Source organism: Treponema sp. OMZ 798, assembly GCF_024181385.1.
In the GTDB taxonomy this organism is placed as follows: domain Bacteria; phylum Spirochaetota; class Spirochaetia; order Treponematales; family Treponemataceae; genus Treponema_B.
Genome location: NZ_CP051305.1, coordinates 1,462,253 through 1,475,320, shown reverse-complemented (window position 1 = coordinate 1,475,320; position 13,068 = coordinate 1,462,253). Strand labels below are relative to the sequence as shown.

General features: G+C 39.5%; 10 protein-coding genes. 6 read left to right on the top strand and 4 right to left on the bottom strand.

The features are described from left to right. Positions 1–9: 9 nt before the first annotated feature. The 4 genes from recN to E4O07_RS06920 form a co-directional block, all read right to left on the bottom strand. Positions 10–1,695, bottom strand: coding sequence for a DNA repair protein RecN (recN, locus tag E4O07_RS06930; RefSeq protein ID WP_253684734.1), 1,686 nt, complete (start codon positions 1,693–1,695; stop codon positions 10–12). 136 nt (positions 1,696–1,831) lie between these two features. Then, positions 1,832–2,473, bottom strand: a complete 642-nt coding sequence (locus tag E4O07_RS06925; RefSeq protein ID WP_371921914.1) for an Rpn family recombination-promoting nuclease/putative transposase — start codon at positions 2,471–2,473, stop codon at positions 1,832–1,834. A 93-nt stretch (positions 2,474–2,566) separates the two neighbouring features. Further along, entirely contained in the window at positions 2,567–2,686 is a 120-nt protein-coding gene (locus E4O07_RS13505; protein ID WP_371921913.1) for a PD-(D/E)XK nuclease family transposase, read from the bottom strand. 170 nt (positions 2,687–2,856) lie between these two features. Next, on the bottom strand, positions 2,857–3,288 hold the full coding sequence (locus E4O07_RS06920; RefSeq protein WP_253684733.1) for a bacteriohemerythrin: 432 nt from the start codon (positions 3,286–3,288) through the stop codon (positions 2,857–2,859). Between the two features lie 111 nt (positions 3,289–3,399). Between E4O07_RS06920 and E4O07_RS06915 the strand changes: the two genes are divergently transcribed. From E4O07_RS06915 to E4O07_RS06890, 6 genes are all read left to right on the top strand, one after another. Next, positions 3,400–4,893: a hypothetical protein gene (locus E4O07_RS06915; RefSeq protein WP_371921970.1), complete on the top strand. Its 1,494-nt coding sequence runs from the start codon at positions 3,400–3,402 to the stop codon at positions 4,891–4,893. Positions 4,894–4,912: 19 nt separating this feature from the next. Further along, the gene (gene tkt / locus E4O07_RS06910) at positions 4,913–6,937 is read left to right on the top strand and encodes a transketolase (RefSeq protein WP_253684731.1); all 2,025 of its coding nucleotides are present in this window, start codon (positions 4,913–4,915) and stop codon (positions 6,935–6,937) included. Positions 6,938–6,985: 48 nt separating this feature from the next. After that, on the top strand, positions 6,986–8,413 hold the full coding sequence (locus E4O07_RS06905) for a TldD/PmbA family protein (RefSeq protein WP_253684730.1): 1,428 nt from the start codon (positions 6,986–6,988) through the stop codon (positions 8,411–8,413). Then, positions 8,413–9,711 carry a metallopeptidase TldD-related protein gene (locus E4O07_RS06900; RefSeq protein ID WP_253684729.1) on the top strand — a complete coding sequence of 433 codons (1,299 nt, stop codon included), beginning with the start codon at positions 8,413–8,415 and terminating at the stop codon, positions 9,709–9,711. Before E4O07_RS06905 ends, E4O07_RS06900 begins: the two co-directional genes overlap by 1 nt. A 32-nt stretch (positions 9,712–9,743) precedes the next feature. Further along, a complete protein-coding gene (locus E4O07_RS06895; protein ID WP_253684728.1) occupies positions 9,744–11,348 on the top strand; it encodes an ATP-binding cassette domain-containing protein in 1,605 nt (534 codons plus the stop codon). A gap of 110 nt (positions 11,349–11,458) precedes the next feature. Beyond that, positions 11,459–13,006 carry a helicase HerA-like domain-containing protein gene (locus tag E4O07_RS06890; protein WP_253684727.1) on the top strand — a complete coding sequence of 516 codons (1,548 nt, stop codon included), beginning with the start codon at positions 11,459–11,461 and terminating at the stop codon, positions 13,004–13,006. The last annotated feature ends 62 nt before the right edge of the window (positions 13,007–13,068 follow it).

Here is a 13,068-nt window from a genome sequence, read left to right as displayed (position 1 = left end):
CAATCTCCTCTATCGGACATATTTTAAAAGAAGCTCTTCAGCATGTCTGAGAGATGCTTCACTTAATTCGTCTCCCGCCAGCATTCTTGCTATTTCTTCAAGCCTTGCCTTGCCTGAAACGGCTGCTGCCGAGGTTTTGGTAGTCTGCCCTATCGTATTTTTTTCTATCTTAATATGATTATCGGCATGAGAAGCGATTACTGCAAGGTGCGTAATACAAAGAATTTGCTTTTTTTTCGACAACTTTTTCATGTGGGAAGCTACATTTACTGCAACTTCTCCGCCGATACCCGTATCGATTTCATCGAATATTAAGGTATCCGCTTCATCCCCTGCGGATAAAACGGTTTTTAAGGCCAACATAACGCGGGAAAGCTCTCCTCCCGATGCAATCTTTGCAAGAGGACGCAAGGGTTCACCTGCATTGGGGCTTATCATGAATTCTATATCGTCAAAACCGTAAGGATTTGCCGAGAGTCTGTTCCCTTGAGGGAGCCTTGTATCTACCCTCACCTGAAACTTTGTTTTTGGCATTCCTAAATTGGAAAGCACTTCTTCAACATCCTTTTGAAGTTTAGAAGATGCTGCTTTTCGTTTTTCGGATAGGTTTCTTCCAAGCTTTAAAAGTTTTGACTCCAAAATGCCTATAGCGTTTTCAAGTTCGGCCTTTCCGGCTTCCCGTTTGGTAAGCCCCTCAAGCTGTTCTTCTGCACTTTGGGCATAGTTTAAAACGTCTTTTATCGTTGCCCCGTATTTTTTTGTAAGCTTATATATTAAAGAAAGCCTTTCTTGTACTTGTTCAACCCTTTCAGGATTAAAGGTTTGATTTGAAAGATAGGAATCTATAGAAGAGCTTATATCGTCCAGCTCATAATAGCTTGTTTCCAGTCTTTTTGAAAGGTCTTCAAGTCCTTCATCGCAATTTTTTGCGGCTTCAAGATGGTGTAAGGCTTTTTTTGTAAGACTGATGATGCCCGCCTCATCGGAAAAAAGCTGAGATGCCGTGTTTAAGGCTTCAAAAAGTTTTTCAAATTGGCTTAATTTTTTTTCTTCCGCTTCCAGCTCTTCCTTTTCATCTTCCTTTAGCTTTGCCTTGTTTATTTCATCGATGGCAAACTGCAAAAGTTCCTGTTTTTCGGCCAGTTCTTTTTCGGAAAGGTTTAAGCCTTCCAGTTCCGTTCTTTTTTCGGCAAGTTCAGCATAAAGAGAGGTGAACATTTTAACTTCATTGTTTATGCCTGCAAAGCTGTCCAAAAAACGACGGTGTTCTGCAATTTTAAAAAGAGATTGGTGGTCATGCTGGCCGTGTATATCGACTAAAAGAGAGGTAAACTCCTCAAGTTCATTCCTTGTTACCGGCGTGCTCTGTATCCAAGCATTGGATCGGCCGTTTTGCTTTAAATTTCTGCGTATAAGAATTCGGTTGTCTTCGGGTTCGATTCCGTGTTCGCCAAGCCACTTTAAGGCCTCGCTGTGTTCACTCCCGATAAAAAAACTTCCCGATACGACGGCCTCATCGGTACCTGAGCGGATAAGGTCTGTAGTTGTTTTTCCTCCAAGCAAAAGGGTCAAAGAGCCTATCAATATCGACTTTCCCGCACCCGTTTCACCGCTTAAAACGTTTAAGCCGTTTTCAAATTCTACAAAGAGGCTGTCTATTAGAGCTATGTTTTTTACCGATATATTTTCAAGCATTTACTTTCCTTGCAAATGGGGAGATTCAAAATTCAATGTCATTTAGTATATCCTAATATTTACTAAATTTCAAGTAGCATTACACACAGAGATTAATGCACAGTGAACATCATCCGCTATCAAATTAATAACTGATTTAAAGTTTTTCTATCTCTGCATAGTTTAAGCCTGTGGCTTTTGAAATATTTTCAATAGAAAGTCCTATCTCTATAAGGCTATTTGCCGTTTCAACAGCTTTTTGGTGTATCCCATCTGCAAAACCCTGCTCAATTCCCTCTTGATAACCTTCATTTCTATATGAGGCCTTGTCGTGTTCATATTTCATTCTTGAGTCATATAACCATTTTTCTTTTGGGCTCATTTCTATAACTTCAATCGCTGCATTTGCCTTTCTCATCATTTGTGAATTTTCAGCTAACATTCTTCTTACCTCCCTATCATCGGTTTCAATAAACTTTAACCGGTTTACTAAAGCCTTATTTTCTTTATCGTCAAATACATTGAACAATTTTGCTTTTTCAAGATTTAATATATGAATCTCAAGTTTTGGAGAGAGCTCTTCCAGTGCAACTGTTTCTAAAACTCGATATTTATTGTGAATACGCTTATTTTTATTAAAGCCTTCTCCTATCAAGTTAATTGTAATACAGCAGCTATAGGGGAGGAAAGACAACCCGACAGAACAGGTTTGCCTTGAAGCTACGCTGGCTGTACTTTCCTCCCCTATAACCCCTCCTATCTTTACCTCGAAGCAAGGCTGGTTGTCCCCGTCTGCCAAAGGGAGTCCCCTTTGGAAACCCCTTATTATAATTCATAGTTTAAACTTTATTATTTTCAATATAATAATAACATTTAAATAAAAATTTTTCAATTAGTTAAAAATATTATTACACTCCAGCAAATCTTGCAGGATATCTTTGTGTTCTTCAGTTCCGAATACACGTTTAAATGCGTAGTCATTTCGGAGTGTGACTTTAAATAATTGTTTCATAAAATAATACCTCCATAAAGAGCGGTAATTTTTATTCCGCCTCTCATAATTATTGTAGAGGTTTTTTATATATAGATAGTAAAATTTTTATTTTAAATAAGGATTTTAATTTTTGCCGCAAGCTGCTTGGTTAAATCATCTAATATTCTACGTGATATTAAACTTAAACACTAAAATTGGGCTTCGGGGTGATTTGTATGAATGTATTCGGCCCACTCATGGTCGGCTCCGGCGATGTGATCTACCAGCCATTTGCCTAAAAAGTCATAGAATTGAAGGCCGGTTTCAATATTGCCTGATGCCATGGGTATAATGGCTTCCTGTATTTTTTTTATAAAAGAGTTATGGATGGATGCATGTTCTTTTAAGCCGGGATATCCGTATTCTTTCATTACTTTTTCTTCTTCTTCAAAGTGATAATAGGTGTAGTCGGACAAGTTTTTTATTATTTTGCCGATTTTCAGCTTGTATTCTTCTTGAGATAATTCAAACAAATTTTTAAACTGTCCCATTATCGATAAAAGTTTTTTATGATGTAAATCTATTGTATTATAACCTACGCTTAATGAGTCTTCCCACTCAAAACCTATAATCTCACTCATAAGCCTATTGTAACTTATTATTAAAAAATGTCAAGTGAAGGGAACTTTATTTAAATTTTTAGTTTGATGCAGTTTACGATTTTTCTTCGATCTTGAAAAAAAAAGATGAATATGCTAAAATGCCGGACAATGTTTGACCGATTAGAAACCTTATTGCCTGAAATTAATCTATTTTTAAAAAATGTCGGAGAAGCCTTTACTCTTGAAGATCTTAAAAATTTTATCGGTCTAAAGAATTTTGATGATTCTAATCTGGGGGTCTTTTTAATTTCCTTGTCGCTTGCTTATTTTTTTCCTGATCCCGATTCGGATAGCGGGGTATGGATTAGCAAGCACGGATTTTTTACCGGCAAGAAATTTTCCGTTCAAATTTCAGATACGGAAGATGAAATGAAAATTTTTATCCCCGGCTCGCGTTTTTTACCCTTTTTACCGGCAGATAAATATGCTCATGAGGCAAAGCTTTTTTATGAGGGAAAAGAAATTCCCAAGCGCAGGGTGTATTTGAGTTTTGATAGACTTTCTTCCTTCTATTTTTTATATACCGAAAGCGATCTTTCCAATGTTTTATGTGAAGACTATGAAGAAAATGTAGAGACCTTTTCCGGTTTGCATGACAGTTTTAATCCCGAAGCCCGGTTTGCCGTAAGTGCTTGGGACTTTTCGGCTGTTTTTGATAAATGTAATTTTAATTATCCTATGCGTCTTTTTGTGCATATCAAGGACTGGTCTGGTGCGGAATTTGAAATTTTAAAAGAACGGCATGAATTTTTAGAAGAGAATATATCAAATTGGTTTGATCTATTTGAAGCGGCAGTCCGCTCCTCCTTAAAAATCCTGCCTATGGAATCTACAACTCAGGATATCTTATCTTTTGCTTACTTTTTGGGTGAAGATGCTCTTTTTAATGAAAATTCGGCACCTATGGAATTGTTTTTTGAGCGTAAGGATGTGTTCGGGGTTATACCTTACGGTATCGAGGAAAAATTTTGGGTCTTGGATGAACCTATAGCCGTCCCGGCTAACTGGTTTTATTATCCTTATAACGAGACCAAGGAGGACAATTTTTTTAACTCTATAAATAGGCCTGTTACAGAGGCCGTTATAGACTGCTTTGTTTTGGATTTTTTATCTTCAAATTATATGGCCCGCTTTGATGATGAGGTAAAAGGACTTTTTATAAAAGAGTCTTTAGACCTTTTCATACCGGAATTTATGAATAACCATAAAACCTTATCTTCAAAGTGTAAAACCTATTTGGAGATGCATTACGATTATTGGGTTAACCTATATAATCCCTTTAAGGACGATGGTTCAAAAGATTTACGTTCAGACTTGGTAGACTTTTATAAAAATCTTATCGTATTTTTTAATGAGCTTGATGAACGTAAATTAAAAACATCGGACTTTGACGGTCAATCAGCCTTAATGATTTGCCAAATTTTTGACAAGGTTTTTCAGTGGACCGAATTCGTTTCTTCTATCGAAGCGGAAGATTATAACTTTATTGAAGTAATATCTATGTCTCTTGAAAATTTATCTTATGTCTATACAGATGTAAAAGTCGAGATAATCAATAAACTATCGGCTCTTACAAAAACATAACAAGTTTGGAGGTTTTTTTATGAACAATGCACTTGATGCTATAGCTCTTTCAATCAGAAGTCTTTCGATGGACGCAATCGAAAAGGCAAATTCCGGCCATCCGGGGCTCCCTCTGGGAGCTGCCGAGTTGGGTGCGCCTCTTTATGCCAAAATATTAAAACACAATCCTAAAAATCCGGATTGGAAGGATAGGGACCGCTTTGTCCTTTCTGCAGGTCACGGCTCGATGCTCTTATATTCTGCCTTGCACATTTCAGGCTATGATGTTTCTATTGACGATATAAAGAGTTTTAGGCAGCTCGGTTCCAAATGTCCCGGGCATCCCGAATACGGCGACACTCCCGGAGTTGAAACTACCACGGGCCCCTTGGGTCAGGGTATTTCTACGGCAGTAGGTATGGCCATCGCCGAAAAAATGCTTGCCGCCCGCTTTAACACAAACGAACACAAAATAGTGGATCACTACACCTATGCCCTTGTCGGTGAAGGCTGTTTGATGGAAGGCGTATCTTCCGAAAGCTCAAGTTTGGCAGGCCACCTAAAATTAGGAAAGCTCATCGTTTACTACGACGAAAATAAGATTACTATTGACGGTTCTACCGATCTCACCTTTACCGAAAACATTGAGGAAAGATACAAGGCCTACGGCTGGCAGGTATTGCGGGGCTCGATGTACTCCTTTGAAGATATTGAGCGGCTTACTCTTGAGGCCAAGAAGGATGAAAGGCCGACCCTTATCATCTTAAAGTCGGTTATAGGGCAGGGTGCTCCGACTGTTGCAGGTAAAAACAAGGCCCACGGCGCTCCTCTCGGCAAGGACGGCCTTGCCGAAGCCAAGAAAAATCTCGGCCTCGAAGGAAAGGGAGACTTTTATGTTGCGGAAGAAGCCTATGCCTTCTTTAAAAAGAGAAACGAGGAATTAGCCCAAGCCGAGGCCGAATGGAACAAGACCTTTGAGGCTTGGTCAAAGGCCAATCCCGAAAAACGAAAGGAATGGGATCTTTCCTTTGCTCACGGCGGAGCCGATGAAGCCATTGTAAACTCTGTTAAGCTCCCCGAATTCAAAAAGGATGAGGCGATTGCGACCCGTGCCGCCTCAAAAAAGGCCTTAAACGAGTTTGCAAAGGCTCTTCCCAATCTTGTAGGCGGTTCTGCCGACTTGGAAGGCCCCAATGCGGTAGGCTTGGAAGGCATTTCTGCCTTTTCGCCTGAAAATCCTTTAGGCCGCTACCTTTATTTCGGCATCAGAGAATTCGCAATGGGTACAATTACAAACGGAATCCAGCTTCACGGCGGGTTTAGAGCCTTTTGTGCGACCTTCTTGGTCTTCGCAGATTACTTAAGACCGGCTCTCCGTCTTGCAGCCTTGATGAAGCTTCCTTCGATCTATGTTTTTACCCATGACTCAATCTTTGTAGGCGAAGACGGCCCCACCCATCAGCCTATAGAGCTTTTAGCCTCCTTGAGGGCTATCCCGAATGTGCTTGTTTTACGCCCGGCCGATGCGGAAGAAGCCGGAGAAGCATGGAAAGAGGCTCTCTTACACAAGGACGGTCCAGTATGCCTCATCCTAAGCCGCCAAAATTTACCTGTCTTGGAAAAGTCGGATCTTTTTTGGAGAGAGTCGGTTAAAAACGGTGCCTACATTGTAAAGGATGTTGAAGCTTCTGCCTGCGGCTGTACCCTGGGTAAGCCTGACAGGACTCCCGATGTAACGGTCCTCGCTACGGGTTCCGAGGTAAGTATGGCTGTAAAGGCTGCAAGTCTTGTAAAGGATAAAAAGGTCAGGGTTGTCTCGGTTATGTCGAAAGAAAGATTTGAAACTTCTCCTAAGGACTTTAAACATTCCGTTTTGGGCGGATGTAAAAAACATATCCGCGTTGTTACCGCAGAAGCCGGAGTTGCCCAAGGCTGGGAAGGCTGGACAGGCTGCAAGTGCGACAATTTTTCGATAGAGCGCTTCGGCACCTCAGCTCCCGGCGGAAAGGTTGCAGAACACCTCGGCTTTACGGCAGAAAACCTGGCAAAGCTGATAGAGAAGTAAGATAGTTTATTTTGAGCTTTTAAGCTCAAGATTGGAGGTATTATAAAGATGACTCAAAAGATGAGTAAGTTTTTAAAGGACAGTAAGCCTGTCTTAAAAAAACTGGTAGAAGAGCTTTCAAAGGAATTTGAATATGTTTCGATTTTAGGCTGCGACTCAAATGGAAAGTCTTATTCGGTACGCAAAACGGCCGTTTCGGTAGGAGATTCTTTTTCGACGGAAAGGGGCTTTGTCTTGCGCGTTTATAACGGGCTTGGGTACTCCGAGTATTCCTTCGATGTGGTTGATGCCGAATCTGTCAAAAAAGAAATAAGGCGCATTGCAAATGCCGATATCGCATTTTTTAAATCGAAAAACCTTGAGGGTCTTAAGTATCCCGTAATCAAGGAAGAGGCCTTAACGAAGAGCTTTTATGCCGAGGTAAAAGAAAGCTTTGATTCTATGAATGATGAGCAAAAGATAAAAAGGCTTGAAACCATAATGAAGCAGGGCTTTGACTACTGCCCCGAAATGATAGATTTTCAGGTTAGGTATGAAGAAGTTTCCGTTTGTAAAATTTTCCTTTCGCAAAAAAAAGATTTGGAGCAGGCCTACGCTTACGCAATTTCTTATCTTGTTCCGTATTTAAAAAAGGGAGAATCCGTAAAGTACAGCTTCCAAGCTTTTTCGGGAAACTGCGGCCTTGAGATTTTACACGAGGTTGAAGACAATATCAAAAAAAGCATCGATTCTACAAAGGAACTTTTGGATGCCGAAAGGATTAAGCCGGGAGTTTACGATATTATCTGTAAGCAAAATGTTACAGGTCTTATAGCCCATGAAGCCTTCGGACACGGGGTCGAGATGGATATGTTCGTTAAAAACCGAGCAAAGGCTAAGGAGTTTATCGGCAAAAAGGTCGCTTCCGAAATTACCGACATGCACGACGGGGCTGCAGCTGCCGAGCAGGTTTCTTCATATCTTTTTGACGATGAAGGAGTCTTGGCTCAAGATACGCATATTATCGAAAAAGGAATTTTAAAGCGGGGAATCTGCGACACCCTCTCAGCCTTAAGCCTCGGCATAAGACCCACAGGTAACGGCAAAAGGGAATCCTTTGAGCGCAAGGCCTACACCCGAATGACAAACACCTTTTTCAGCACAAAAAATTCTTCCCTCGATGAGATGATAAAATCGGTCGATTCGGGTTATCTTTTGGACGGCTATTTTAGCGGAATGGAAGATCCTAAAAACTGGGGTATTCAATGTGCCGTCGAAAAGGGTTACGAAATAAAGGACGGAAAGCTTACAGGCAAAATAGTCGGCCCGATTTTTTTGACAGGCTACGTTCCCGAACTTCTTTCTTCTATTTCGATGATTTCGGGAGAGGAAGACTTTGAATTGGGAGGCTCCGGTTTTTGCGGAAAGGGTTATAAGGAATATGTAAGAACCTCTGCAGGAGGCGGATATATTAAGGCTCGCGGGAGATTGGGATAATGAAAGATAAGATAATTTCTATTTTAAAGAATAAAAAAAACATAGACGGATACAGGCTTGTCCTTACAAAGATAAGATCGGGTGAGATGTTTTTGGTAAGGGATAAGATGGATATGAACCGCGGGAAAAATGTTCTTCATGCCTCGCTTACGGTTTATAAGGATTTTGAAGAGGCGGGAAAAAAATACAGGGGTTCTGCCGATGTAAGCCTTTCGCCCACAATGGACGATGAGGAAATAAACAAAAAGATTGAAGAAGCGGCCTTTGCTTCTCAATTTGTTAAAAACGAGTGGTATCCTCTTAGCTCTCCTTCTTCCGAAAAGGCCTTTGCTCTTTCTTCTTCATTCGATACCGAAAACTTAAATGAAGAATTGGTCAAGATTCAAAAGGCAATTTATAAAAAGCGCGATACGAAGGCCGAAATCAATTCTGCCGAAATCTTTATCGACAATATGGAAGTTCAAATAGTAAACTCCGAAGGAGTGGATGTAAGGTTTAAAAAATATAAGGGCTATATTGAAGTTATAACCGACTGCTCTATCGGTAAAGAAGAAGTTGAAATTTACGGAGATAATTCTTTTTCGACTGAAAACGAAAAGCTTGTCGATGAAATGGTCTCGGAGCAATTAAAGGAAACTGAAGAAAGGGCACTTGCCGAAAAGGCCAAGCATCTTAAATCGGTAAACGTAATAATCACAAATAAGGCTGTTGCCTCCTTCTTTGACTTTTACATTTCGCAAGCCTCGGCTTCAATGGTTTATACAAAATCTTCCGCAGCTAAATTGGGAGAGAACTTTCAAGGAAGCGAGGTAAAAGGAGACAAGGTTAATATCAAGCTCGTTCCGGATATGGCTGGTTCTCCTTATTCTTCCCCCTATGACGGAGACGGCCTTCTTTTAAAAGAGCACGAGCTTTACAAGGACGGCATCGTAAAAACCTATCACGGCTCTATAAAGTTTGCCCATTACCTAAATGTGGAGCCTACGGGCAATATATCTAATTTTGAAGTTGCTGCCGGAGCTAAAACGGAAGCCGAACTAAAAAAAGGACCCTATGTTGAAATATTAACCTTTTCCGACTTTTTTCAAGATGCGGTAACCGGAGACTTCGGCGGCGAGTTTAGGCTTGCCCGCTATTTTGACGGAAAGGATATTCACATAATAAATAACGGCTCAATTTCGGGAAACATGTTTGAAGCCCAAAAAGAATTTTACTTTTCAAAAGAAAGGGTTCAACATTCAAATTATTTCGGCCCCAAAAGCGTTATGATTCCGGGCATGGAAGTTTTAGGAGATTAGTGCCCGCCCGAAAGTTTTTATTGGAGGAAGTTATGTCTATATTTAAGTTAATACTGTCTAAGAAAAAAGAATTATTTATAATTACGTTTTTTATGATAGTAGCCCAGCTCTTGTCGCAAGGAATTCCCACTTTAATAAAATTTATATCCGATAGTTTTATTGACAGTACGCCATTGATAGTTTTGTTGGTAGCGGGAGGCTTGACGGCCGCAGGATTTGTACAATATTTTTCGGATTATTTTGCAGATAAATATTATTGGAAATTTACAAACGGTATCGGTTTGGAATTATTAAAAGAATTTTTAATGATAGTAATGAACTGTAAAACTTTACACCTTTCTAAAATGAACCCTGATGAACTATCAAGAATGGCAACAAGCGATATTCAACAGTTAAAAGAAGCTGTAATTAAGCAATATTTTATATCCATAAGTACCGTCATTAAGGTGCTTACCTTATTATTGTTTGTTTTGCTATTGGATTATAAATTGGGTTTAATAACGATTATTTGGTATATACTTTTTTATTTTGTAAGTAAAAGGCTTGTAGATAAAATAAGTAAGGATAGAATAAATGAAAGAGCTGACTATACGGAAGTTATGGCTTTAGCAAAGGATGCCGTATATGGAAATTTTGATTTAAAATATTACGCCTCCTATGAAGGCTTTTTAAAACATTTGGAAAAGATAAATAAAAAATATATTTCGTCTCATATTTCTCTTATGCTGACAAGTTCTCAATCCCGCTATTTAAAATATATCGGAAACTTTACAAGTATAGCCATTATTATTTGTTATAAAACTTTTATATCTCCCGATGTAAGCACGGGAACCGTTTTGGCAATGTATATGTATTCCATAAATTACTCTGCCGTCTTTAATAGTATTTTAACATTAAGAACTTATTCAAAAGATGTTAAGGCTTTAAAAAAGCCTGTAGAAGACTTTTTTAAATCGGCAAGGGAAAAAGAAAATGCCGGTTCTATCATTTGTGAAAAAATAAATAATATAAACTTTAAAAATGTAAGTGTTTCTTATGATGATAAAAATGTCTTCGGCAATTTTAATTGTGAATTTACAAGTCATAGAGTTTATTTAATAAACGGTAAAAGCGGAGCCGGAAAGACAAGTTTAATCAATGCGCTTTTAGGAGAAATTGATTATGAAGGTTCTATTTTTTTTAATGATATTCAATTTGAAAATATCGATAAAAATTCGTTAAAAGAAAAAATAGGGATTATCCATCAAAATATCTATTTAATCGGCGGAACCGTCAAAGAAAATATTTTATTGTTTAATGAGAAGTTTTCTGATAAAGACCTTGAGACGGCCGCAAAAATTGTAGGTATTAAGGATTTAACGCAGCACATCGGTACGAGCGAAATTGATAAGGTTTCGGGTGGAGAAAGAAAGCGGATTGCTTTGGCCCGCCTGATGCTTGTCATTGCCGAAAAGGATTTAATTATTCTGGATGAAACATTTGCGAATTTGGATATAAATTCCATTCAATCAATTTTAAAGGAAGTCCTTAATAAATCTAAAGATAAGATTCTAATTATCATATCCCATGATGAAGCAGTACAAAAATTCCTTAGCGCTAATACCGATTTAACGATAGTAAGGATTGGGAGTGAATAAAAATCCTTAACTATGATTTAAGGATTGATATTATATCCAAATTGATTTATATTACATACTATAAAATCGGAAGTCAATCGGTTTAAACATAATTTCTTGGGAGCTTATGTATGGAAAAAGGAATTTTTATCGGATTGGGCGAGAGCAGGGTAGAGCTTTTGGCTGATCGTGCAAATAGGCACGGCCTCATTGCCGGGGCTACGGGAACGGGGAAGACTATTACCTTAAAGGTAATTGCTGAGGCCTTCAGCGATATGGGTGTCCCTGTTTTTTTACCCGATGTAAAGGGAGACTTATGCAGTTTTGCCGAAAAGGGTGAAGCTAACGAAAAAATAAACGAAAGGTTAGGCCTTTTAGGGCTTTCGGAATTCGAGTTTAAATCCTATCCTATACGCCTTTGGAGTATCTTAAAAGAAACAGGCCATCCCATACGTACGGCCATATCTGAGATGGGGCCTCTTCTTTTGTCAAAGCTTTTAAATTTAAACGAGGTTCAAGCAGGTGTTCTCAACATTGCCTTTAGAATAGCAGATGAAGAAGGCCTTCTCCTTTTGGATATAAAAGACTTAAAGTCGATCTTGGTTTATATAGGCGAAAACAGCAAGGATCTAAAGCTTAAATACGGTAATGTTTCAGATTCTTCAATAGGAGCAATCCAAAGAGCGCTCCTCATTTTGGAAGGGGAGGGGGCAAATGATTTTTTTGCAGAACCAGCCTTGGAGCTTGCCGATTTTTTTAAGCTTACCTCAGACGGGAGGGGCTATATAAATGTTTTAAATTCTACAAGCCTCTATCAAAGACCCAATCTTTACTCGACCTTTTTGCTTTGGTTCTTGTCCGAGCTTTACGAAAACCTCCCCGAAGCGGGAGATACCGAAAAGCCTAAAATCGTTTTCTTTTTTGATGAGGCCCACCTTCTTTTTAATAATTTGTCTTCGGCCCTCATCGAAAAGATAGAAACCATGATAAGGCTTATCCGCTCAAAGGGCGTTGCAGTTTTTTTTGTTACGCAAAATCCTGCCGATGTGCCTGAAAGTATTTTAAGCCAGCTGGGAAATAAGATCCAGCATGCTCTGAGGGCCTTTACTCCCAAAGACCAAAAGGCTATAAAGCTTTCGGCCGAGACCTTTAGGACCAATCCCAAATTCGATACGGCTAAGGTACTTACCGAGCTTAAAACCGGCGAGGCTCTGGTTTCCCTCTTGCAGGAAGACGGAAGCCCCTCTGTAACTCAAAGGGTTTTAATTGCCCCTCCAAGAAGTAAGATAGGCACTGTGGGAGAAGCAAAGCTTAAAGCTATTGTCGAAGAATCCCCTCTGTTATATAAGTACAAGGATATAATAGACAGGGAATCGGCATACGAAATTCTCATGGAGCAATTTGAAGAAAAAAAACTGGTTGCCGAAAGGGAGCTTGAAGAAAAACGCCTCTCTAAAGAAGCTGCAGCTAGGGCAAAAGAAGAGGCAGCCTTGATCAGGGCAGAAAACGCACGGATACGGGCGGAAAATGCAAGGCGCCGTTTGGAAGAGTCTCAAAACCGAAAGCAAAGAAGCGAGGCCGGAAGGCTTGGACGGGTCTTAGTGGACAGTATGACCCGAACCGTAGGCCGCGAAATTACGCGAGGAGTTTTCGGCTCGATAAAAAAGATGTTTAAATAGAGCAAGGCTAAAAAAGTGCTTAAAAATTATAAAATAAAATTCCTTTATTTTGTTTGTATTAT